Genomic DNA, 22214 nt, shown 5'->3' on the forward strand with positions numbered 1-22214 from the left:
CCAGCTAGACAAAATCTATAATAGGTTTTGCTTTATTTCTTAGCAATGCCAAATTTCCCAATTTTGCGGAACTTCTGGTAACGCTCTTTGCGAAGCTCATCTGCTGTTTTAGTCTTTAACTCATCCAGATGACGTACAATTGAAGATTTAATGCTCCCGGCAGCAGCTTCATAATCTTTGTGGGCTCCGCCTTTAGGCTCAGGAACAATTTCTTCAATCACTTCCATCTCCAGCAGATCCTGTGCTGTAATCTTCATGGCCTCCGCCGCCTGATCCGCCTTGGAAGCATCCTTCCACAGAATAGACGCGGCTCCATTAGGAGAGATAGCGGAATAGATGGCATTCTCTAGCATCAGTACGCGGTTACCTACGCCAAGAGCAAGCGCTCCACCGCTTCCCCCTTCACCGATGACCACACAGATGACAGGCACACGAAGGGAAGCCATATCCCGCAGGTTACGGGCGATCGCTTCAGACTGACCTCTTTCTTCTGCCGTAATTCCGGGATAAGCCCCTTTGGTGTCGATAAAGGTAATAATTGGGCGACCAAATTTCTCAGCCTGCTGCATCAAACGCAGCGCTTTCCGGAACCCCTCCGGGTGCGGACTTCCGAAGAAACGGGCAATGTTATCCTTGGTGTCCTTCCCGCGCTGTTGGCCCAGAACGGTAACAGGGATATCATTTAGCTTGGCAATGCCGCCTACAATGGCAAGGTCATCCCCGAATATCCGGTCTCCATGAAGCTCAATGAAATCGGTGAAAATTAATTGAATGAAATCCAGTGAAGTCGGACGCTGATGATTTCTCGCCAGATGCATCTTTTGGGAAGGGGAAATTGCACTGTAAATCCCTTCTTCGAGCTCGCGGTACCGTTCTTCAAGACGAGTGATCTCATCACTGAAATCAATTCCCTTCTCGTCTCCGAACTGCTTCAGCTCGTCAATCTTCTTGCGCATCTCCACAAGAGGCGTTTCAAAGGGCATTTCTCCCGCCACTTAAACTCCTCCTTTCACAGTGTGCAGCTCAAGCAACTTGGCTAGTACACTCTTCATTTCCTTACGGTGTACAACCAGGTCAAGCTGCCCGTGCTGCAGATTGAATTCCGCAGTCTGGAAGTCATCCGGCAGCTTCTGGCGGATGGTCTGCTCAATAACAATCCGTCCAGCGAAACCAAATACGGCACCCGGCTCAGCGATAATGATATCTCCAAGCATAGCAAAGCTGGCGGAAACGCCTCCGGTAGTCGGATCCGTAATCACCGAAATATACAGACCGCCCTGTTCATTGAAACGGGAGAGAGCCGCGCTTGTCTTCGCCATCTGCATAAGACTGAGTATACTTTCCTGCATCCGGGCTCCACCGGAAGTAGAGAAAATAATAAGAGGAAGCCGGCTTTCTGTCGCTGCTTCAATAGCTCGGGTAATCTTCTCCCCAACAACAGAACCCATACTTCCGGTGAAAAAGTCAAAGCTCATCACAGCCACAATAACAGGCTGTTCCGAAATCGTACCCTGTCCCGTTACCACGGCTTCACGCAGTCCTGATTTCAGGGCCTGCTGCTCCAGCTTCGTTGCATAACCCGGGAATCCAAGTGGATCTTCAGACACAAGATCTTCATCGTATTCTACAAAACTGCCTTCATCCAGAACGTATTGAATCCGTTCCATGGCGTTCAGGCGCATGTGATAACCACAGTTAGGGCACACCTTGAGATTCTTGTCCAGTTCTTTGCTATACTGGATAGCTCCGCAGCTGCCGCATTTATTCATCAGCCCTTCGGGAATCTCGCGTCTCGGGCGATCTCCTTGATCTGCAGCCGTGTCACGACCGAGTCTTTCTGAAGGAAGGGTCGCATACTTCCTTTTTTTCTGGAATAAGTCTTTAAACACCACTACACCTCTCCAGCCATTAATTTGCTCTGCCATATCTTGCGCAGTTAATCCTATATAGCATCATCCTGCTTAACCCTGATCTTATGGATGCAAGATGAAATTGAGTACTTCTTGTACTTCTTCAAGTTCCCCGGAAGGTACCAGAATTTCAAACTGCTGTTTGGATAAATTGACAGGACGGGTTTGGACAAGAAAGCCTTCTTCCATAAGCTTGTGTTTAATCCTCTCCGCAATTTTTGCGGTAGGCGCAATATACATTACTGTCCACATGTCCTCTTCCAAAGCCCCCTAGCCTTCAGTTTTGAGCCAGTATAATAGAGTAATGATAACATAACCTTCAATTTTCCCGCAACAGAGGGAGAAAGCGGCGAAGCCCAAAGTATGGGCTGGCGCTCCCCCCACTATATACATGTACACGAATCATTCTATGCCGGCTTGTCCGGAATTTATCCCTTAACGAAGCTTAATCAGAGAGCTGTTCAGGGGGCTGCCACGGCGGTAATCCCAGTCGAAGCTACCTCACTCTTACCGTCTGTGGACCGAGCAGCTGCTCAATGTCACGGAAGAGCTCGGGCGAGGGCTTGATCCGGTAGCGATCGCTCAGCGCCAGCAGCTTCTGGGAGCTCTCATAGAACAGCACCGTGGCCATCGGCCCCGGGTGCTGCTGGAGCAGCTCCTTCAGCTGCTCCAGCATGGCCGCGTGCTCCGCCGCGGCCGCAATCTTGATGAAGACCCGCTGCCCTGCAGGGGTCTTCGCGGAGCTGCCCGGCGCCTGCGATGCCGCGCCGGGTAAGCCCGCTGCAGCCGCGCTGCCGCCCTGCGGCTGCGGCGATGCCGGGCGCCGCGCAGGCGAAGCCGCGGCGCTGCTGCCGCGCGCGTTCGCCGGTGCCTTGCCCGGCGGACGCACGCTCTGCTGGGCGCGTGCCCGCCGGGCAAGGCGGAGCTGCCCGAGGGCCTCCTCGCTCAGCGGCAGGGCCTCGTCAGCGAGCAGCTTGAAGCCCTCGTCCTGCTGCTGCACGGTGGCGCGCAGGGCCAGCAACGCGCCCTTCTCGATCAGGGCGCGGCTGCGGCTCCACACTTCCGGGAACAGCACGACCTCGCTGCGCTCGATCTGGTCCTCCAGTTCCATGAAGGCCATCGCTTTGCCCTGCTTGGTCGTAATGGTCTTGACCGACACGACCATCCCGGCAACGACCGTCTTGCTCTCATCCGGCGCTTCCGCCAGGTTCATCAGCCGGTCGATGCCGTCCGCGTCCAGCAGATGATCATAATCATCCAGCGGGTGGCCTGACAAGTAGAGGCCGAGCAGTTCACGCTCGAATTCCAGCTGCTGCATGATACTGAACCTCGGAATATCCGGATACTCAATATCCCAGTTCGGCGTCTCAACGAAGTCGAACAGCTGGATCTGCAGATCATCCCGTTCTTTGCGCCACTTCAGCGCGGCTTCCACCGTCTCATCCAGCATGGCAAGCAGCTGGGCCCGGTGACCTGGAAGAGCATCAAAGGCACCGCCCTGAATCAGAGACTCAATGACACGCTTGTTGCATACTCTTAGGTCGACCCGGCGGCAGAAGTCGAGCAGGCTGTCGAAGGGACGCTCCTGGCGGACCCGAAGAATGCTCTCCATCGCCTGGGTGCCTACATTCTTGATGGCTGCAAGTCCGAACCGGATGACTCCATGAGTCCCAGGTTCATCAGCCGGCTGCGGAGTGAACAGCACCCCGCTGTGGTTCACATCTGGAGGCAGCACCTTAATGTCCATCCTCCGGCATTCGACGATATACTCAGCTACCTTCCTGTGGCTGCCCATCACCGCGGTAAGCATGGATGCCATGAAGTGCACGGGATAGTGGGCCTTTAGATAGGCGGTCTGGAAGGCAAGCACCCCGTAAGCAGCCGCATGCGCCCGAGGGAATCCATAGTCCGCGAATCGGACAATCATATCATAGACCGCATGAGCATCCTCCTGCTTGTATCCTTGCTTCAGACTTCCGGATACGAAGTGCTCCCGCTGCTCGTCCAGCACTTCCCGCTTCTTCTTCGAGACAGCCCTGCGAAGCAGGTCCGCTTCCCCGAGAGAGAAGCCGGCCATGGACGAGGCGATCTTCATAATCTGTTCCTGATATACAATAATCCCGTACGTATCGGCGAGCAGCGGCTCAAGATCCGGATGCGGATACTCCACTTCCACTAGGCCGTGCTTGCCGCCAATGTACTTGGGGATGAATTCCATGGGACCCGGACGATACAGTGCCAGAACTGAAATAATATCTTCAAATTCAGATGGCTTCAGGTCCCTTAGCACCCGCCGCATCCCTGCGGACTCCAACTGAAATACGCCTGTTGTCTCCCCGCGGCCAAGCAGCTCGTAGGTGAGGGAATCATCATCCGGAATTTGATGGAAGTCAAGCTGATCTCCGGTCTGCTCCTGAATCCAGCGCAGACAGCGCTCAATGATGGATAATGTTCGCAGACCCAGAAAGTCCATTTTCAAAAGCCCGATCGATTCCAGACTCTCCATAGGATACTGGGTCAGCGCAGTCGTCTCACTGCCTTCCTGCAGCGGAACAGCATCCGTCAAGGGATCTCGCGAGATCACGACACCCGCCGCATGGGTTGAGGCATGACGCGGCATGCCTTCAACCTTCATTGCCATGTCGAGAAGACCTCTTATCCGTGGCTGAGATGCGTGCATCGCCTTCAGATCAGGACTCATCTCCAAGGCACGCTGGATGCTGATGCCCATATTCCCCGGAATGAGCTTGGCCGCCTTGTCCACATCTCCGAACGGCACATTCAGAGCTCTTCCGACATCCCTGACCGCCGCACGGGCCGCCATCGTACCGAAGGTAATAATCTGGGCCACATGCTCCGAACCGTACTTGTCCACAACATAGGCGATAACCTCATCCCGGCGCTCATCACTGAAGTCAATATCGATATCCGGCATTGTAACCCTCTCTGGATTCAGAAAGCGTTCAAAGAGCAAATGATACTTCATCGGGTCAACATCTGTAATCTTAAGGACATAAGCCACCAGACTGCCCGCGGAAGATCCACGGCCCGGCCCTGTCGCGATTCCGGTTCTATGCGCATAAGCGATGAAATCCCATACGATCAGGAAATAATCGGAGAACCCCATGCGTTCAATAACGCCCAGCTCATATTCGAGCCGTTCTTCCAGCTCTCTCTTCAGCTCAGCATCACTCCAGCGCGGAGTACTGCCGTAGCGGGCGGACAGACCCTCTCGGCATAGCCCGGCCAGGTAGCTGCCTGCAGTCTCTCCTTCCGGGATCGGCCGGTACGCAGGTAGAATATGACGCCCAAATTCAAGCTCAAGCTCGCATTTATCCGCGATAACCGAAGTGTTCCTAATCGCCTCAGGGATGTGCGGGAACAAAGCCTGCATCCCCTGCTGATCCTTTAGGTACAGCTGATCCGTAGGAATCTTGAATCGTTCTTCATCATCCACCGACTTCCCCGTACCGATACAGATAAGAACATCCTGCACCTCGGCATCCTTCTTCTCCAGATAATGAACGTCATTCGTAGCCACCAGACTGATGCCCGTGTCTTCTGCCAGCTGCACCAGCAGAGGATTGACCTTCTTCTGTTCGGTCAGCCCATGATCCTGAAGCTCCAGATAGAAGTCTTCTCCGAAGGCGGATTTATAGCGAAGTGCCGCTCTCTTGGCCTCTTCGTATCTTCCATGCAGCAGATGCTGAGGTACTTCTCCGCCAAGACAAGCGCTTAACGCGATGATACCTTCGCTATATTGACTGAGAACCTCCCAATCAATTCTAGGTTTATAATGAAAGCCTTCCAGATGGCCAATAGAGCAGAGCTTCATCAGGTTCTTGTAACCTGTCATATTCTTCGCAAGGAGGATCAGATGATAGATCGGCTGATCCTTGCGACTGCCGCGCTCCTTGCGGGAGCCTGCCGTAAAATACATCTCACATCCTAAGATAGGCTTGATTCCATGTGCCTTGCATAATTTATAAAAGGGCACAGCGCCGTACATCACCCCATGATCGGTCAGCGCGAGTGCCTTCATTCCAAAGCCGGCTGCTGTCTTGACCAGATCTTCTACTCTGGCCGCGCCATCCAGCAGACTATATTCACTATGCACATGCAGGTGAACAAAATTGTCCATACGCAGGTTTCCTTCCTCCGTCACCTCAAGGCGGGTTCTCTTCTTAAAAAAATAATATTTATAATTAATATTTTATCATAGACGGCTTCGAAGCGCCCATACAATGGTAAGGGAGATGCTGGACAAGCGAAGCTTTCGCGGGCTCTCTGAAAATGCACATAAGAAAGTGAGGCGTGAGGCATGAGCACCTTTATTAGTAAAGCACTTCTGGACTTTTTTATAGCATTTGGAATTGTACTTGGGGGTTCGCTGCTTGGAGGCATCGGGGCTGTCGTCTCGCTTCAGCCGCCCACCCAGACGATGCTGGATGTATCGGATCGCATCAAGATATGGGCGCTGGCGGCGGCGATCGGCGGAACAATTGACCCGATGAGAGTCATAGAAAGTAACTTTTTTGACGGGAATCTATCTCCGGTGATCAAGCAGATTCTCTATTTGCTGTTTGCCTTTATCGGAGCCCATCTGGGATCAGAGCTTGTGAAATGGGTCTGCGGCGGGGGGAAAGGGTGACGGATAAGATGAGCCAGAGCCAGAGCAAGAACCCGAATGAACGTGTCCGTTCCTTCGCCCAGATCACCTCTGTTTTTATAATTGGAATGGTCATTGGCGCGGTTATCTATAACAGCATCTTTCATCTAAGCTACAATCAGCTCTGGATCGAGAACAAGGATCTCCAAATTGAGCTGAATCAGTCTCTCGACGAACTGAAGACCATGAAGAAATTCAGCAAGCGTCAGACGATTATCAAGTCCATAAAAATTAGGGTGGAGGATGGCGAGCAACCACTCGATCCCGTGGCCTCGAAGGAGATTGTTCAGAAATTGCAGCAAGAGCTGCAGGTCCTCCGCGGACGCAGCATGTTCGAGATTGACACCGATGCCAAAATGGCAAGAACCTTCCTTAACCGCAAAATCTATATTGTCCGCGACAAGGAATACGCCGTTCAGATCAAAACCATGCTGGTCAGCGAAGGCATCCTCCAAATCTGGATTGAGGTCAAGCCGTATGTCCGCAGCTAGGGATCCGGCTGCGCCGTTAAGCAATCTTTAGTTCATTCCACAGGATCATTCATGTTACAATCACTATAGAATGTCCATTGATAAAGGAGCTGCTCTTCTACATGATTGAGGCCATTGAATACATTCTGTATGCTGTACTGATCATTGCTTGTGTGTGCTCTGTATATTTCAGCTTTCGGTCCCGGCGATCTGTCGATCCGGCCGTTCGCGGTCTGAACGCGGCCAAGACCAACGTTAGCATGGGCGTGATGCTTATTGTACTGTCGGTTATCCAAATGTTCATGTTCACCGGATCAACGCTGCGGGTAGTCATCGGAGCCTTGTTCATGCTGCTCGGAGCGTTTAATATTTTTGCCGGACTGCGCAATATCAGCTTCTACACCCGCAGACCCTCCTAGTCCTACGCATGATCAATAGACTGGAGCGTCATTACCGCCTTAGCGACAAGACTATCCTGATGGGTCATGGCGATCTCCAGCTTGCATGCGCGCCGGCTCACCTCAAGAACGACAGGGGAGATGACAACCGGATTCTCAATCTGAACCGGCCGTACGAAATACGTGGTCATATTGTCCACAATATGATCATTTCCGCTTACATCCTTCGCAGCACTTAAGCCCGCCTGACTTAGCAATGCCGTTAATACTCCCTGCGAGATTGTCCCCAGATTCGTGGACATTTGGGGTGTGATCATCCCGTGAAAAAATAACCGTCCATCCTCCCCACGCTCTTCAGCGAATCCGTTCCACATCAGGTGCTCGAATGTCTCTCCGAGCTGAGGCTGATTCTGCGCATCTCGCATGGCCTGCAGAACTTCCTTCCGGGTCACGGAGGAGATCAGCTTGCGGTTGCGGTCCACGATCGGCAGGAAGTCAATCCCTTCCCACATCATAATCTGCGCGGCTGAAGCCAGTGAGGTCTGCATACCCGCGGTTATAGGGTTGCGTGTGAGCAGCTTCTCAATGCTGGATTCTCCCGGCATGTCCTCGACATCCTTGCGGCTGATAATTCCGATAACCCGGTTCCACTCATCCACGACCGGGAATCGCTGGTAGCCCGTCTCCCTAGCCAATTCTTCGAAATCGGACACATTGCTGTTAACCTTTAGCGTACTGACTCTAACTCTGGAAGAAATGATATCTTCAACAAGCATAATCTTCTTCTTGATCAGACGGTCGAAGATCGCTCTGTTAATCATTGAAGCTACTGTGAAAGTGTCGTGTCTGGAGGAAATAATCGGCAGCGACAGCTGGTCAGCAAGCTGCTTCACCTCTCGGCTGGTACCAAAGCCTCCGGTGATAAGCACTCCCGCACCCTGCTCCAAGGCGAGGAAATGCGCATCCTCCCTGTTACCCACGATAAGCAGGCTGCCTGCATCGATATAACGGGCCATGGCATCAATCTTCATGGCGCCGATCACATACTTATGCAGCGTCTTCTGCAGCCCTTGCTCGGCGCCTCCGAGCACGTGACCTTCAACAATATCCACCACATCCCCGAACGAAAGCTGATCGGATATGTTCCGGGGCTTCTTCTCCACACGAACCGTGCCGATCCGCTCCTTGGTGATTACAATTCCCAAATTCTCGGCTTCCTTCACAGCCCGGTAGGCAGTCCCCTCACTCACCCCGAGATTCTTCGCGAGCTTGCGAACCGAGATTTTGGTTCCTATCTTTAACCCTTCGATATGCTGAAGCAGCTGCTCATGCTTGGTAATTGACTCTTCATGCCCTTCCAACTGTTATACCCTCCGATCAAATCTGTACTATTCTGTATCTATTATACATCGTTATTTTATAAAATACACATAGCTGCGCGCGCACAAAAAAGGATGACCCCCAGGTGTCACCCTTCTTCGTGTATTAACCTCATTACGTACTTACAAGCCTTGGCCTTCTTCCTTTTCCCGCGTCCATTTCCGCTGCCATTCCATCAGCTTCGCTTTGCGGATCTGATCCAGCGCCCGCTGCTTCTCAGCATCTACACCGAGAAGGAAATAAAGATGGGCACCGATAACCAGGAAGGCGAACGCCGCCCAGACCATGCCGAACACCGATACTAAGCCTGCACCAGGTTTAAATGAAATCATGGGCAGGGCATAAATAAGCATCGCCAAAGCGATTAACAAGTACATAATATTTTTCCATTTGCTCTGTCTCATCATTCAGCAGCATCTCCTTCGCTCTCTTAATCTATATTTCTACTCTATGAAGGAGATGCCCGGAATATGAGACAAGCTGCACAAAAAATTTACATTTGAGCGCCGTACAAATGCTGAAGGCTGTCCGCAATAATTTTGTTAACATCCTGGATAATAACGCTCAGACGACGCTCAGCATCGAACAAGCGGCGGATATTCAGATTGAGGCTGAGCACTTCGAACTGCTTCTCCATGTTCTCCATCTCTTCAGGTGAAGGCATGTCGCCGGACATCATCCGCTGCTGAAGCTCGTTCTGACGGTTACGGAAGTCATCAAGCATCCTCTTACTGTCCGGATCGGCATCAATAAGCTTAACAGCCGCGGTAATCTCCTGTACCTCCTGACTGTCCTTCAGGGCCTGTGCCAATTCATGTGCCTTATCGTAAATATTCATCTGTTCATTCCTCCTGATTTGTCTCCATATAAGACGCAATTAAAATGTTCACATTTGTGGGTACAGTCGTAACTACAGGGAATGCTTGGACTTTCGGTCGCTGTTGTCTCCAGATTTCTTGATGTATACCGAAGTAGGGATGAAATCCGGAGACAAAGCTTATGCTTCCGATGTAGCTTTCTTTCAGAAAGCTTGTAGGCGATCGCTTTCGCTCCTACAGTTCCAAGCTTCCCCTCCGTTACGCCTTACCTACATGTCATTTTTCAACTTCGTCTTATATATGTCGTTTAATTGCGAAACAGTTCGTCCTTGGAAAAAGGCGCAATCACCAAGGGGTATATGTCCTCATATAGTGAATTACATGCATTCCGCAGATACCTTTCTCCGGCAGAATGGTTGCAGCAATTCCATTCATTCTGCACGTTCATCTAGTTGCGGTTGGAAGGAGATCCACTTCATGTCCTCCAAAAAAGTATCGGTACAGATCATGAATCCAGGACTGCTGGACGAAGATACCATAATTCTAGGGGAAATGATGGTTAAGCGGTGGAAAATTCCAACAAACCGCTATCTTCAGCTTTCTTTTGGATCATTCAAGCAAGGCGTCAAGGTTCTATCTCTCCCCAGATATGCCGGTATCCGAATCAGTCAAGGGCTAGCTCGCGAAATGGGCATTGTCTCAAGGCCTTCCTTGCAGCTTTCCTTTAAGCGGGGTTCTTCCCAGCTGCGGCTCGGGCCGCTCATAGGCGTACTGATCAGCAGAGATTATCCAGATTCACCCGAAAGACCTTTTGGTTCAATAACGATGTTCTGCCAGGAAATGATCCATGCCTGCAAGAAGCAGGGGGCTTACGCTTACTTCTTCACCACAGATCACATCGGGTCCGATCCCGCTCGTATCAAGGGATGGGTATACAGTGACGGCTGGCGCCAGGCAGATCTTCCCGCAGCCGATGTCTTCTACAATCGGCTAACCTCCCGTAAGCTTGAGAACAAACCTAGCGTACAGCATTTCATGAAAGAAGTAAAATCCCGCTACGGCAGCCACTTTTTTAATGAAAAGTTTCTGGACAAAACTGAAGTCTTCGATGCACTGAAGCCAGACCAGACCCTGCTTCGTTATCTCCCGGAGTCTCATTTGTTCCGCAATTATGCCATGCTGAAAAATATGTGCAGCCGTCACCCAGTCGTGTTCCTCAAGCCGATCAGAGGTAGTCTTGGCAAAGGCATCATTCGGATCTCCCGGAATCCCGAAGGAACCTATCAGACACTGGCTACCCAGGTCGGAGGTGCCCGCAAGATGAACTTCGAGTCTTTAACGAAGCTCTTCTCCTCGCTCTCCGGCAAAATGAAAACTACCCGTTATCAGATCCAGCAGGGACTTACCCTCATAGAATCAACAGGAAGACCTGTTGACTTCAGAGCTTTGGTCCAGAAAAATCGGCTCGGTAAATGGGAGATTACTTCCATTGTTGCCCGCATCGCAGGGAATCAGCATTTCGTATCCAATCTCGCCCGGGGCGGGACATTGAGCACCGTCAAGGATGCCGTAGCCAAAACTTCGCTTTCGGCAGAGATCAAAGCGAAGGCAGGCATTCGCCTGAAGAAGGCCGCACTTGATATTGCCCAGGGGATTGAAGCTCACATCCCTGCCCATTTCGGAGAGCTCGGAATTGATCTAGCTATGGATACAAGCGGGAAAGTCTGGCTGCTTGAGGTCAATTCCAAGCCGTCCAAGAATGACAATACTCCGCTTGCTAGTGGAAAAGTTCGTCCATCGGTCAAGCGAATGATTGATTACGCTACCTACCTGTCCGGTTCTTAAAGGGAGGAGCCTGTTATGAATCAACAGTTCACTCCAGCAGCAAGTGCCGTGATGGGAGTTATGGTATCCGAGAATCATAATGTATCACCACCTTTTGGCGAGGCACTCTTCTGCCGTAGACTCACCTTGGCTGGAGCCCGTCATCATTTGAAGGTCTATGTGTTCACTGCGGAAGGAATCCTGGGTGACGGATCTGGCTTTGAAGGTTATCAATACACGCGGGGTAAGTGGATAAACGTTTCTTTTCCTGTGCCTGACATCATTTATGACCGGGTGAGCTATCGTGACCCCCGCCAGCTTCAGCTCACACGTCAGAAGCTGGCCCATATAACAGAAGCGGGCCATCAGTTCCAATACTTGGCCAGAGGCCTTTCGGGGAAATGGAATGTCTATCAAAGCCTGAAGCGACGTAAGATCTTCCTGCCATATCTCCCCAAGACGGCCAAATACAAAGATTCCAGACAACTCGCCAGATGGCTGCATCAGCATGATAACGAAGTATTTCTGAAGCCGCACAGCGGGACACACGGTAAGATGACCCTGCATATCCGCCTCGTTAACGAAGATCAACATCTGATGCTGACCGGGAGGGACAGAAATAACGCACTGTTCCAGAAGCACTTTCACGAATGGGAGACTGGGGCGGCGTGGGTTGACCGTTTCATAGGAGAGCGTGCCTTTATCATCCAGCCTTATTTGCAATTAACGGACTCGGACGGCAGACCCTTCGATGTACGGGTCTTGATGCAAAAGAACGAATCCGGCCGCTGGAGCTTAACTGGCATGGCTGTTCGGCTGGGTGAGAAAGACTCGGTGACTTCCAATCTGCATGGGGGTGGAACGGCTGTGGAAGCAGGGCGTTTTTTGACCCTGGAATTCGGAGAGTCAGCCGCAGAGATGATATTCGGTACAATCCGGCGCTTGTCCGCTGAAATCCCTGAGTACCTGGAGAGCTGCTTCGGACGGCTCGCTGAGCTCGGCATTGACTTCGGGATCGACCGAAAAGGCCGCGTGTGGATCATCGAAGTGAACTCCAAACCCGGACGTTCCGCTTTTTTTCAAATCGGGGACCAGATGAGCGCCCGCAAATCGGTAGAAAATCCGGTTATGTACGCGCGCTATCTATGGCTCCGGCAACTTAGGAGGGTAAATTCATGAGCATGACCTTTTGTAATGTTCATTTCACGCAGCAGCCCCAAAAAGTCGTCTACGTCTCAGGCGCATTGATGAAAAGCCTCAAGCTATCCGGCAAAAAGTCAGTGAAGCTCAGACTTGGAGGCGAACGAATCCCGGCTCTCGTTAAACCGATTAACAAACAGGGTAACCACCTGTATCTTGCTTCAGGTGTTAGGAAGGGCATCAAGGTTCCCATGTCAGGCGGGGTCTTTCTGCGCAATCTGGATGCTGGCGAGGTTCAGCTTGGACCGCTTATTGGCGTATTGTCTGACGGCAATAGTTCCCTGATTAATCCCTTTGGTTCGCGAACCGGGTTCATCAAGCAATTGCTGCGTGAAGGAAGTAATCAATCTTACATTTTTGCCTTTACGCCTCGTGATATTGATTGGCAGGATGAGACCGTCAACGGTTATTTTCTAACAGAGACGGATCGGTTCACAAGGAAAAGGGTGCCGCTTCCTGACGTGGTCTATAACCGGCTTCCAAGCAGGCGCGCGGAGACAACATCCTCGATTAGTCAGCTGAGAGAGCGATTCATCCGGAAGAGAATCCCCTTCTTCAATTGGAGCTTCTTCAACAAATCGGATATTTACCGCTTGCTTGAGGATGATCCTTTGGCTGCTCAGCATATCCCTGAGTCCCATATGAATCCTACCCCGGAACAAATCAAGGATATGCTGGACCGGCATTCCTTCGTGTATTATAAGCCTTCGGCTGGAAGCCTGGGGAAAGGGATTTACAGGTTATCTTATGTACCCAAACGAGGCTTTTATGCCCGATATCGCAACTCAAAGGGAAATGTATTGCAGCGTTTCGCTACTTTCAGCAGCCTGATCAAAACCCTCCAGACCCGGCACGGCCGCACACTCCGAAGTTACGTGGTCCAGCAGGGGATTCGGCTTATCGAGATTGATGCATGTCCGCTCGATTTCCGTTTTCACATGCATAAGAACGGCAAGAACCAATGGGTTGTGGTGGGAATTGGCGCCAAAAAAGCCGGCAAAGGCAGTGTAACGACCCATCTCAAGAATGGAGGGGCTCTTCTCACACCCCAACAGGCACTCAGCCGTGTGTTTGGCGCAAGAGGCGAGGAAGTGCTGAACAACGCCAAGAGGACCGCAATTATGATAGCAGAAGCTATTGAGAGACGCGATCAGCATTTAATCGGCGAGATCGGCTTTGACTTTGGTATCGATAAAGACGAGAACATCTGGATGTTCGAAGCCAACGCCAAGCCAGGACGTTCCATCTTCCGTCATCCCTCACTCCGTGCAGAAGGCAAAGCCTCGGTTGAGCATATTCTGGAGCATTGCCTATACCTAAGCAAGTTCCGCCGGAGGGAAGGCATATGATTGGCTGGCCGCAGGAGGAATCTATACCGATCATTGCTATATTAACGAGCCCGGATAAATACAAGAGATTCCAAGGCAACCGCAGAAACTTTCGTGATATTGTCAAAACAGGCAAGGACCTTGGTATTCCCGTCTATGTCGTTACCACGAGGGATTTGAAGCTGTCCGGTAGTAAAGTGCTCGGCTATACCTTCATACCAGAAAAGAAGCTCTGGGAGGAGCAGTGGTTCCCTCTTCCGAATGTCATCTATAACCGCATCCCGCAGCGTAAGAATGAAGAGAAACCAGCCGTTCTGAGGAAAATAGAGGCTTGTCTCGCCCACCCGGATATTCATTTGTTTAATCCGTTCTTCTTTAATAAGTGGGAGCTGTTCGCCTGGCTGAAGAAATCTCCCTCTACCAAATCATTCGTCCCTGCCACCAAGAAGCTGACAGGATATAAAACCCTATCGGGGATGATACGGAACTACCCGAACCTCTATCTTAAGCCTGTAAGCGGCAAGGCAGGGAAAGGCATCATGAGACTGAAATATGTCGAGAATGAATCCAATCCATTGCAGCTCACGATTCAGTCTCCCCACAAAGTTATGGTCGTTAAATCCTCCTCTCTCTCTGTAATCTGGAGGAGAATCAGCAATGAGATCGGGCTGACTAATTATATCGTCCAGGAAGGAATCGAGCTGGTGTCCCATAACGGACGGCAGTTCGACCTCCGTGTCCTCGTACAAAAAAACGGTAAAGGACAATGGCTGGTCACCGGGATCGGGGCCAGGCAGGCAGGTTACCGGAGAATTACTACACATGTTCCTCAGGGAGGTAGTGTGGAAGACCCTGAGGAGCTGCTGGCTCTTGTCTTCGGACGGGAGATCACTCCCGGTATGATGAACCGCGTAAAGTCTGGTGCGCTGCTTATAGCGCGGCAAATCGAGCGTGGAGCAGGTCACATGCTTGGTGAAATGTCGCTGGATCTCGGCGTGGACATGGACGGGAAGATTTGGTTCTTCGAAGCCAATGCCAAACCGATGAAATTTGATGAGCCTCATATTCGCAAAAAATCACTGGAGCGTATTTTTCAATACAGTCAGTATCTCATCAAGCAGTCCAATAATTCTTAAGAGGATAACAATTATGGATATCACATTGGTAGTGCCAGATCAGATAAATTCTTGGAACAGAATGCATAGTTCCATCCTGGGCTTCACACGGAAGTATGGAGGCAACCGGATTACCAGAGATGCCTACCGTGAAATTCAAAAGCTCACCCCGGCCGCCCTTCGGCAGCCGGGGTACGCACTGTTCATCGCCACCGTCCATACCGAGGATGGCAGCCGCCTGGCGGGGCTATCCTTGGTCGCCGAATATGGGGAACGGGCTGGTATTGTGATCGTGCACCCCTTATACCGGGGCCGACATCTCGGGACCAGACTGCTTCAGGCGCAGCGGCTCCAGATGGGCAGGCTCAGCTGCAGGGTGGCTCTGGATAATCCCTCAAGCCTTAAAATGTGCTTCAATGCCGGACTCGCAGCAAGAAAGATGGTAGAAGGCCCAACCGGCAAGCCGACTTTGATCCTTGAAGAAGGCACCTTGTCTACACACGGTGCTGAGGCAGCACCCACAACTTGATCTGAAGAAGGTGAGCTCAGTTGTCACAACCCGTCTTAGGTATTCTAACTTTATATATGAATGAAAAGAAGCGTCTGGAGGAGCGACCGATTTACCAGCGGATGATCGCTGAAGGCCAGAAGCTGGGGCTGGATGTCTTCGTCTTTACCCCTTCAGATGTTCATAAGAGCAAAGATTTAATTTACGCCTTGATTTATGATCCCAAGAGCCGGAAATGGACCAGAGCATGGCGTAATTTCCCGCATCTCATCTTTGACCGGTGCCGCATTCAGAAGAGCAAAAGATTTGAACAGCTGAGGCAGTTCAGGTCCAAATACGGCCATCTTCACTTTCTCAATCGCCCGCTCCGCGACAAATGGACAATTCACCAGGTCTTGTCGAAGAAGCCGAATTTCCGTGAACATTTACCTGATACCGCCCTTTTCAACGATCTCAGTGATGTATACAGGCTGCTTAAGCGGAATAACCCGATCTACCTTAAGCCGATTAATGGCACAGGCGGACGGGGGATCTTGAAGATTGAGAAGATTGGCCCAAAGCTATACCAGATTCAAGGACGCAACCCTCAGAGGAAAATCATCTCCCCCCAAAAGCTGCATCCCTCCCGTCTCGGTCCCTATCTGCTTAACTGGAGGTCACGTAACCGGTATATTGTCCAGGAAGGAATCCGTATTCAGCTGCCTAATGGAAGGGTCCACGATTACCGGATTCTGGTCCAAAAGAATGGCTCAGGGGAATGGGAGGTAACAGGCGGGGCGGGACGTGTCGGTGTCCAGCGCAGCATCACTTCCAACATTCATGGCGGCGGGCATGCCGTGCCAATGAACACCCAGCTTTCGGTCTGGTTCCCTTCGGAAGAAAGACGAAGCGAAATCCGCAGAGAGACTGATCAGCTCTGTCTAGATATTTCTAAATATTTGGAAGAAACCTATGGCACCTTGTGCGAGCTAGCTCTAGATATCGCCATTGATAAGGAAGGTCATATCTATGTGCTTGAAGTCAATCCCAAGCCGGCCCGTGAGGTCTTTGCCCTCTCAGGGGATATGGAGGCTTACCGCAAAGCCATCACGAGACCACTGGAATACGCACTCTGGCAGTATAATAAGAAGAATGACAATAAGAATGACAATAAGAACGACAAACAGACCGCCGCTGAATAGCGAGGGTCTGTTTGTCCTTATGTTAAGATCGCTCCATATTACTACACGGACTGGCTGTATAAGTCCAGCAGTTCGCTAAAGGATCTGATGATGGTATCAGATCCCTCCAGTTCTTGTTCACCGCAGAACCCCGCATAGGCACAACCAATAACCGTTAAGCCGTTCTCCTTGCCTGCTTTTACATCTGAGGAGCGGTCTCCGACCATCCACGCATTCTTTATCTCATGATGCCGAAGCAGCAGGTCAACCAGATGGACCTTAGAGGCCGTCTGGTATTCTCCAGCACTATATATATGTTCAAATAAAGGCTTGATCTGATGCGCGTCTGATACACCTTTTACATAACGCTCCAGACCATTACTCGCTACAAAAAGCCGCACTCCTTGCTCCTTTAGCCGTCTTAAAGTGTCGGCAACGCCCGGATACAGCTCTGTAGGATCCTCTTTAAGCCCTTTAATCTCGTTCTCAAGGAACAGCTCATCCGCTCTTTGCTGCACCATTTTATCATGATCCGGCAGCACTCTGGCCCATATCTCATCCATAACCATACCTACACTGTCCATTAAGCGCGACACGGGAGGCTCATCCCCTTCGAACAATCCTTCCTTACGGAGCTCCTCAAACATCCGATGGTAGGCGGGTACGAGCAGGGTCTCGGTCTTGAACAGCGTTCCATCCATATCAAAGATCATCGCTTCAGGCTTATTCAGTCGTTTGGTTACTTCCATGGTCCAGTCCCTTCGCTACATGGAATTGAATAAATTCCTTTCATTATTCAATTCCATATATGTATTTGTATCCAGAACCTATGATAAACGACATATTTGCTCCGTTGCAAATCACCCTCTGCCAGATGGATGAAGCAAGACAGATGGCGCAGCCTAATCATACAAAAAAGTGATCCGCGCTCGCGCGAACCACTTGATACGATCAATCAATCGTTACAATGAGGTTGTGAAGTTTAAAGATCAGATCTTGATTCCCAGGATCTGAAGATAATAATTTTATTAAATCCTCTAATTGCATCAGTTGGTCTTGCGTAATACTTACTCCTGAAATATCTGCATTTCTAAGTATTTGTTCTAGAAGCATAAATACAGAACTTAGTGTCACACCGTTTTGCTGATTATTATAGCTACTTAGGCTGGCAACTGCGACTAGTTTCGATGTTGCTTCTCGAATGAGAAGTAAAGATGATTTAAAAGAAGCAGCATCTACTTTCGAAAGATTGTGTTCCAAAGTGGATAAGTTGGATTGTACCTCATCGTCGATTTTCATCTGTAATGAATTTAGCCTATGACCGTTTTGATAATTTAAGATAATAAAAATTAAACTTACAATTGCTAATAAAATCGGTAAGCTACGAATAATATGTTTTTTTATCACGATTTCTCCCTTCCTAGTAAATGATCTCAATAACCGTATCTATATTTTTACTCATGAATACCACCTTCTAAACAAGCAGAAGCTACCGGTATATAATGCAAAAAAAGTGATCCGCACTTTCGCGAACCACTTTTCACTATTAGAAAATCGTTTTTTTATCCCGCTCATCCTTCAGGATCTCTACCGCCTCACGGAACCGAAGCGAATGGATGATCTCCCGCTCCCGAAGAAATTTGAGCCCGTCCTGTAGATCCACATCGTCCGTCATGTCGATCAGCCATTGGTATGTAGCCCGTGCCTTCTCCTCTGCAGCGATATCTTCATACAAGTCGGCGATCGGGTCACCTTTGGCTTGAATATAGGCGGCTGTCCAAGGAACACCGGCCGCGTTCTGATAGAACAGGGCGTGGTCATGAGCGACATAATATTCGCCTAGTCCCTGCGCATCCATCTGCTCTACTGTAGCGTCCTTGGTCAGCTTGTAGATCATTGTCGCAATCATTTCAAGGTGGGCGAATTCCTCCGTGCCGATATCGTTCAACAGCCCGATAACCTTATCGGGGATCGTGTATCGCTGATTCAAATAGCGCAGCGCCGCGGAAAGCTCGCCGTCCGCGCCCCCATACTGCTCAAGCAGATATTTTGCCATTCGCGGATCACACTTGCTTACCCGCACGGGATACTGCAGTTTCTTCTCGTATACCCACATGGTGCACATGACCTCCTTCAGCTTGAACTCTCACTGTTTAATAACAGTGCAGGATTACTTGCTTGTTCTGATCAGCTTAACGGTCGCATCAGAAAGAGAGGCAGGTGTTACACCTGCCACGGCCAGGGACTTTCCGACCACTGCCATGGATATTTGGAAAAGGCACGGCCAAAGTTCTGCAGCGGTCCATACAGGCGCTGGAAATGTTCGGCGAGCTGGGTTCTTTCCTGGGTCAGAATATTGAACTGCTGAATGGACTGCAGGTCATGCGGGTGCGTATCCAGAAACAGGTTCAGCTCCACAAGTACAAAATCAAGGGCTTGAAGCTTCTCAAGCAGCTCATAGAACTGCGGATCACACACTGGATTTTCAGGTGCGCTCATGCTCTCACCGTCCTTTTCCCCACTTGGATTCATACGGGCTGTACAGGGCTGGCCATAAGGTGCCATGCATAAGAGCCTCTCTTGGACTGAACTGAGGCAGATTCGGCGGCTGGAACTGTATAAAAAGATGCGGCGGAGTGGAATATGTTTTGCAGGTAATCGGCGGACAAGGATCACAAGGGCCTATGAAAGGATACCAGGCAATTTCCTGTGGATGCATCACGCATTTTCCTCCTTTTTCCAAAAATCCATAATCTTCAAGGCGAAAATCCATACCAAACCAAAGCCCTTCCTTTTTTAACATATGTCATTCGCCCAGAATATGAACCTTTAATTCCCGGAGGAATCAAAAAAACTCCTCTCGGAACGAGTCTTCGTTCCAAAAGGAGTCCTGCAAAATTACAAAGAGATTCAATTGTCTTTCTCTTGCTCCTGAGTCACTTCTTGATCAGGTACCTTCACAATTTGACGAATCTGGATCCGGGTAATCCTCAGACGAGTGGCTTCGGCTACCTCAAATACTACCCGGCCCACCTGCACCTTCTTCCCTTTAACCGGAGCTCCCTCCAATTCCTTGAAGAGCCAGCCTCCGATCGAATCGACCTCATCATCCTCAATTTCGATTCCGGTTAGGTCATTCACATCCTCCAGCAGAATTCTTCCATCTACCGAATAGCTGCCATCAGGCAGCAGCTCAATCTCCGGACGCTCATCCTCAAATTCATCATGGAGATCACCCACAATCTCCTCAAGGATTTCTTCTGCGGTCAGAAGTCCAGCGGTACCTCCATACTCATCAACAACCAATGTAAGCTGAGAGTGCTTCTTCTGCATAAGTCTCAGCACTTGACTGATCTCCATCGATTCAGGAACATTCAAGATTGGACGAATCAGCTGTTCCAGATTGTTCCCGTGTCCATGCTCGGGGAGAAGGAGGTCTGTAATATGCACAAACCCAATGATCTGATCCTTATCTTCAACAGCCACAGGATATCTGGAGTGCTTGGTCTCACTAACAATTCTCAGATTCTCTTCCCAGGACAGGTTCGTATAAAGGCAATCCATATCCGTACGTGGAAGCATGATCTCACGTGCAAGCAAATCCGAGAAATCGAAGATGTTGTCCATGAGCTTGATTTCATCCTTGTCAATAACCCCGCTCTTCGCACTCTGATTCATCAGAATCCGAATCTCTTCTTCAGAGTGGGCGGCCTCTGCTTCACTCGCAGGTTCAATTCCCGCAAGTCTGAGCATACCATTAGCAGCCGAATTCAGGAGCCAGATGACCGGCATAAAGATTTTATAGAAGTACAGCAGAGGAGCTGACAACCAAAGAGTGGTCGATTCTGTTTTCTGGATAGCCAGGGATTTAGGAGCAAGTTCTCCAAGAACGATATGTAAAAACGTAATAATACAGAATCCAACCGCCACAGAGACGGTGGTGATTAGAGTTCCATCCGTAACGCCCATCTTAAACATGAGGGGTTCAATAAGCAATTCCGATATGGCCGGCTCTCCTACCCAGCCAAGGCCAAGCGAGGCCAGGGTAATCCCAAGCTGGGTAGCTGACAGATAGGCATCCAGTCTTTGGTTGACTTTGAGCGCAAACCCAGCGCGGCGGTTCCCTTCACTCACCAGTTGTGTCAAGCGGGATTGACGCATCTTTACCAGCGAGAATTCAGCTGCAACAAAGACGCCGTTTAAGAAAACCAGAATAAACACCAAAAGCAAATTTAGGAATAATTTGCCCACTTCAATATCATGATGCAACACCAACGCCCCGTTTCTATAATGTGATCGCTGAGCGAGATTTGAAATCTGTGTCTTTATAATACATATCTTTCACAAGCAAATTCGGACCACAGCAACCCGCAGCAGCACAGTGACAATTAACTGTTGTGCTCAGCGGATGAGTATGAAGCCACTTGTTAAAGATCTGATCAAGACTCTCGTTATTCACATTGCCAAACGAAGGAATGGCCGCGAAGTCTGTCACGAATACATCTCCTGTGAACATGTTTACATTGACACGATTTCTTCCATCCGGATCATTCCGAACAGTAACATTCGGCTCATTTCTAAGACGGTGAATCAATTTCTGCTCCGATTCACTTGGGCTGCAGGCGAAGAATGGAAGTGTTCCAAAGAGCATCCATGTTTCAGGATCCCGTGCATCGAGCAAAGACTCGATTGCCTGGCGCATATCTTCCAGCGACAATACAGGAAGTCCTTCGGCAAAATCTGCCGCGTACATTGGATGCACCTCATGCCTTTTACAACCCATCTCCAGAATCATCCTGTGAATCTCAGGTAATTTGTGGTGAGTGCGGTAATTGATCATCGTCTCAGCCGAGACGAACATCCCTGCCTGACTGAGTCTGATGGAGTTCTCAATCATGGTCTCGTACATCCGCTCAGCTACTTCCCGTTTCACGGAATGTCCGCTGTGGGCAAAGCCAATTTCATGGAAATCATCCGCACTCGTATAGTTGAACGAAATATGCATGACGTCCAGATAAGGAAGCAATTTCTCATAACGCCCATAATCCAAGGTAAGATTGGAATTAATCTGGGATTTGATTCCACGTTCTTTTGCATAACGGAGCAGCGGTATAATTTTCTCATCCACTGTCTGCTTGCGGAAGGTAGGCTCGCCGCCCGTAATGCTTATCGTCTTCAAATGCTCCACTTCATCCAGCCTCTTCAGCAGGAGAGAAAGCGGGATCTGCTCCGGCTCCACCATAACAAGACTGTCGCCAACAGCACAGTGCTCGCACCGCATATTACAAAGATTCGTAATCGTCATCTCTACACTCGTCAATACATGATGTCCGTACTGCCGAAGGGATATAATCGGATCCCAAGGATCATTACCCGGATTAATGACGTCCAGCGGATCTTGTGAAAAATTAACTATACTCATGATTTACACACC

23 protein-coding genes are annotated in these 22214 nt (G+C 50.1%); 9 read left to right on the forward strand and 14 right to left on the reverse strand.

Going from position 1 to position 22214, the window contains the following annotated elements:
* Positions 1-32 precede the first annotated feature (32 nt).
* From ACRRNK_RS16890 to ACRRNK_RS16905, 4 genes are all read right to left on the reverse strand, one after another.
* Entirely contained in the window at positions 33-995 is a 963-nt protein-coding gene (locus ACRRNK_RS16890; RefSeq protein ID WP_433943867.1) for an acetyl-CoA carboxylase carboxyltransferase subunit alpha, read from the reverse strand.
* Positions 996-1889, reverse strand: a complete 894-nt coding sequence (gene accD, locus ACRRNK_RS16895) for an acetyl-CoA carboxylase, carboxyltransferase subunit beta (RefSeq protein WP_433946923.1) — start codon at positions 1887-1889, stop codon at positions 996-998. It abuts the gene before it with no gap.
* 84 nt (positions 1890-1973) lie between these two features.
* Positions 1974-2162 carry a glutamate decarboxylase gene (locus tag ACRRNK_RS16900; protein WP_433943868.1) on the reverse strand — a complete coding sequence of 63 codons (189 nt, stop codon included), beginning with the start codon at positions 2160-2162 and terminating at the stop codon, positions 1974-1976.
* Between the two features lie 244 nt (positions 2163-2406).
* A complete protein-coding gene (locus ACRRNK_RS16905; protein ID WP_433943869.1) occupies positions 2407-6051 on the reverse strand; it encodes a DNA polymerase III subunit alpha in 3645 nt (1214 codons plus the stop codon).
* 180 nt (positions 6052-6231) lie between these two features.
* On the opposite strand from ACRRNK_RS16905, the gene ACRRNK_RS16910 reads away from it, so the two are divergent.
* The 3 genes from ACRRNK_RS16910 (at position 6232) to ACRRNK_RS16920 (ending at position 7468) form a co-directional block, all read left to right on the forward strand.
* Positions 6232-6561, forward strand: a complete 330-nt coding sequence (locus ACRRNK_RS16910; RefSeq protein WP_433943870.1) for a YtrH family sporulation protein — start codon at positions 6232-6234, stop codon at positions 6559-6561.
* Between the two features lie 8 nt (positions 6562-6569).
* Positions 6570-7070 (forward strand): hypothetical protein, encoded by a 501-nt coding sequence (locus ACRRNK_RS16915; RefSeq protein ID WP_433946924.1) that lies wholly within the window; start codon positions 6570-6572, stop codon positions 7068-7070.
* A 101-nt stretch (positions 7071-7171) separates the two neighbouring features.
* On the forward strand, positions 7172-7468 hold the full coding sequence (locus ACRRNK_RS16920; protein WP_433943871.1) for a YtpI family protein: 297 nt from the start codon (positions 7172-7174) through the stop codon (positions 7466-7468).
* A gap of 2 nt (positions 7469-7470) precedes the next feature.
* On the opposite strand, the gene ACRRNK_RS16925 is transcribed toward ACRRNK_RS16920, so the two are convergent.
* The 3 genes from ACRRNK_RS16925 to ACRRNK_RS16935 form a co-directional block, all read right to left on the reverse strand.
* Positions 7471-8808 carry a DRTGG domain-containing protein gene (locus tag ACRRNK_RS16925; protein ID WP_433943872.1) on the reverse strand — a complete coding sequence of 446 codons (1338 nt, stop codon included), beginning with the start codon at positions 8806-8808 and terminating at the stop codon, positions 7471-7473.
* 141 nt (positions 8809-8949) lie between these two features.
* The gene (locus ACRRNK_RS16930) at positions 8950-9234 is read right to left on the reverse strand and encodes a hypothetical protein (protein WP_433943873.1); all 285 of its coding nucleotides are present in this window, start codon (positions 9232-9234) and stop codon (positions 8950-8952) included.
* A gap of 86 nt (positions 9235-9320) precedes the next feature.
* Complete coding sequence (locus tag ACRRNK_RS16935) at positions 9321-9665, reverse strand: YlbF family regulator (RefSeq protein ID WP_433943874.1); 345 nt, start codon at positions 9663-9665, stop codon at positions 9321-9323.
* Between the two features lie 457 nt (positions 9666-10122).
* Between ACRRNK_RS16935 and ACRRNK_RS16940 the strand changes: the two genes are divergently transcribed.
* From ACRRNK_RS16940 to ACRRNK_RS16965, 6 genes are all read left to right on the forward strand, one after another.
* A complete protein-coding gene (locus ACRRNK_RS16940; protein ID WP_433943875.1) occupies positions 10123-11490 on the forward strand; it encodes a YheC/YheD family protein in 1368 nt (455 codons plus the stop codon).
* A gap of 15 nt (positions 11491-11505) precedes the next feature.
* Complete coding sequence (locus tag ACRRNK_RS16945; protein WP_433943876.1) at positions 11506-12648, forward strand: YheC/YheD family protein; 1143 nt, start codon at positions 11506-11508, stop codon at positions 12646-12648.
* The gene (locus ACRRNK_RS16950) at positions 12645-14018 is read left to right on the forward strand and encodes a YheC/YheD family protein (protein WP_433943877.1); all 1374 of its coding nucleotides are present in this window, start codon (positions 12645-12647) and stop codon (positions 14016-14018) included. The genes ACRRNK_RS16945 and ACRRNK_RS16950 overlap by 4 nt, the downstream gene beginning before the upstream one ends.
* Entirely contained in the window at positions 14015-15133 is a 1119-nt protein-coding gene (locus tag ACRRNK_RS16955; protein WP_433943878.1) for a YheC/YheD family protein, read from the forward strand. Before ACRRNK_RS16950 ends, ACRRNK_RS16955 begins: the two co-directional genes overlap by 4 nt.
* A gap of 61 nt (positions 15134-15194) precedes the next feature.
* Positions 15195-15641 (forward strand): GNAT family N-acetyltransferase, encoded by a 447-nt coding sequence (locus tag ACRRNK_RS16960; RefSeq protein ID WP_433943879.1) that lies wholly within the window; start codon positions 15195-15197, stop codon positions 15639-15641.
* A gap of 20 nt (positions 15642-15661) precedes the next feature.
* Positions 15662-16801 (forward strand): YheC/YheD family protein, encoded by a 1140-nt coding sequence (locus ACRRNK_RS16965; protein WP_433943880.1) that lies wholly within the window; start codon positions 15662-15664, stop codon positions 16799-16801.
* 41 nt (positions 16802-16842) lie between these two features.
* On the opposite strand, the gene ACRRNK_RS16970 is transcribed toward ACRRNK_RS16965, so the two are convergent.
* From ACRRNK_RS16970 to yfkAB, 7 genes are all read right to left on the reverse strand, one after another.
* The gene (locus ACRRNK_RS16970; protein WP_433943881.1) at positions 16843-17529 is read right to left on the reverse strand and encodes an HAD family hydrolase; all 687 of its coding nucleotides are present in this window, start codon (positions 17527-17529) and stop codon (positions 16843-16845) included.
* Positions 17530-17731: 202 nt separating this feature from the next.
* Positions 17732-18187 carry a hypothetical protein gene (locus ACRRNK_RS16975; protein ID WP_433943882.1) on the reverse strand — a complete coding sequence of 152 codons (456 nt, stop codon included), beginning with the start codon at positions 18185-18187 and terminating at the stop codon, positions 17732-17734.
* Positions 18188-18326: 139 nt separating this feature from the next.
* Positions 18327-18896, reverse strand: coding sequence for a manganese catalase family protein (locus ACRRNK_RS16980; protein WP_433943883.1), 570 nt, complete (start codon positions 18894-18896; stop codon positions 18327-18329).
* A 107-nt stretch (positions 18897-19003) separates the two neighbouring features.
* Complete coding sequence (locus ACRRNK_RS16985; protein WP_433943884.1) at positions 19004-19279, reverse strand: spore coat protein CotJB; 276 nt, start codon at positions 19277-19279, stop codon at positions 19004-19006.
* Between the two features lie 4 nt (positions 19280-19283).
* Positions 19284-19499 (reverse strand): spore coat associated protein CotJA, encoded by a 216-nt coding sequence (locus tag ACRRNK_RS16990; protein ID WP_433946925.1) that lies wholly within the window; start codon positions 19497-19499, stop codon positions 19284-19286.
* 191 nt (positions 19500-19690) lie between these two features.
* A complete protein-coding gene (locus ACRRNK_RS16995; RefSeq protein ID WP_433946926.1) occupies positions 19691-21049 on the reverse strand; it encodes a hemolysin family protein in 1359 nt (452 codons plus the stop codon).
* Between the two features lie 16 nt (positions 21050-21065).
* Positions 21066-22202: a radical SAM/CxCxxxxC motif protein YfkAB gene (gene yfkAB, locus ACRRNK_RS17000; protein WP_433943885.1), complete on the reverse strand. Its 1137-nt coding sequence runs from the start codon at positions 22200-22202 to the stop codon at positions 21066-21068.
* Positions 22203-22214 lie beyond the last annotated feature (12 nt).

The sequence above is a fragment of the Paenibacillus sp. SN-8-1 genome (assembly GCF_050995535.1).
Classification (GTDB): Bacteria; Bacillota; Bacilli; order Paenibacillales; family Paenibacillaceae; genus Fontibacillus.

Bases quoted from the DNA above. Each gene is read 5' to 3' on its own strand.
- ACRRNK_RS16900 (WP_433943868.1), bottom strand. From the start codon at position 2,162: ATGTGGACAGTAATGTATATTGCGCCTACCGCAAAAATTGCGGAGAGG.
- ACRRNK_RS16905 (WP_433943869.1), bottom strand. From the start codon at position 6,051: ATGGACAATTTTGTTCACCTGCATGTGCATAGTGAATATAGTCTGCTG.
- ACRRNK_RS16910 (WP_433943870.1), top strand. From the start codon at position 6,232: ATGAGCACCTTTATTAGTAAAGCACTTCTGGACTTTTTTATAGCATTT.
- ACRRNK_RS16915 (WP_433946924.1), top strand. From the start codon at position 6,570: ATGAGCCAGAGCCAGAGCAAGAACCCGAATGAACGTGTCCGTTCCTTC.
- ACRRNK_RS16920 (WP_433943871.1), top strand. From the start codon at position 7,172: ATGATTGAGGCCATTGAATACATTCTGTATGCTGTACTGATCATTGCT.
- ACRRNK_RS16930 (WP_433943873.1), bottom strand. From the start codon at position 9,234: ATGATGAGACAGAGCAAATGGAAAAATATTATGTACTTGTTAATCGCT.
- ACRRNK_RS16935 (WP_433943874.1), bottom strand. From the start codon at position 9,665: ATGAATATTTACGATAAGGCACATGAATTGGCACAGGCCCTGAAGGAC.
- ACRRNK_RS16940 (WP_433943875.1), top strand. From the start codon at position 10,123: ATGTCCTCCAAAAAAGTATCGGTACAGATCATGAATCCAGGACTGCTG.
- ACRRNK_RS16945 (WP_433943876.1), top strand. From the start codon at position 11,506: ATGAATCAACAGTTCACTCCAGCAGCAAGTGCCGTGATGGGAGTTATG.
- ACRRNK_RS16950 (WP_433943877.1), top strand. From the start codon at position 12,645: ATGAGCATGACCTTTTGTAATGTTCATTTCACGCAGCAGCCCCAAAAA.
- ACRRNK_RS16955 (WP_433943878.1), top strand. From the start codon at position 14,015: ATGATTGGCTGGCCGCAGGAGGAATCTATACCGATCATTGCTATATTA.
- ACRRNK_RS16960 (WP_433943879.1), top strand. From the start codon at position 15,195: ATGCATAGTTCCATCCTGGGCTTCACACGGAAGTATGGAGGCAACCGG.
- ACRRNK_RS16970 (WP_433943881.1), bottom strand. From the start codon at position 17,529: ATGGAAGTAACCAAACGACTGAATAAGCCTGAAGCGATGATCTTTGAT.
- ACRRNK_RS16980 (WP_433943883.1), bottom strand. From the start codon at position 18,896: ATGTGGGTATACGAGAAGAAACTGCAGTATCCCGTGCGGGTAAGCAAG.
- ACRRNK_RS16985 (WP_433943884.1), bottom strand. From the start codon at position 19,279: ATGAGCGCACCTGAAAATCCAGTGTGTGATCCGCAGTTCTATGAGCTG.
- ACRRNK_RS16990 (WP_433946925.1), bottom strand. From the start codon at position 19,499: ATGCATCCACAGGAAATTGCCTGGTATCCTTTCATAGGCCCTTGTGAT.
- yfkAB (WP_433943885.1), bottom strand. From the start codon at position 22,202: ATGAGTATAGTTAATTTTTCACAAGATCCGCTGGACGTCATTAATCCG.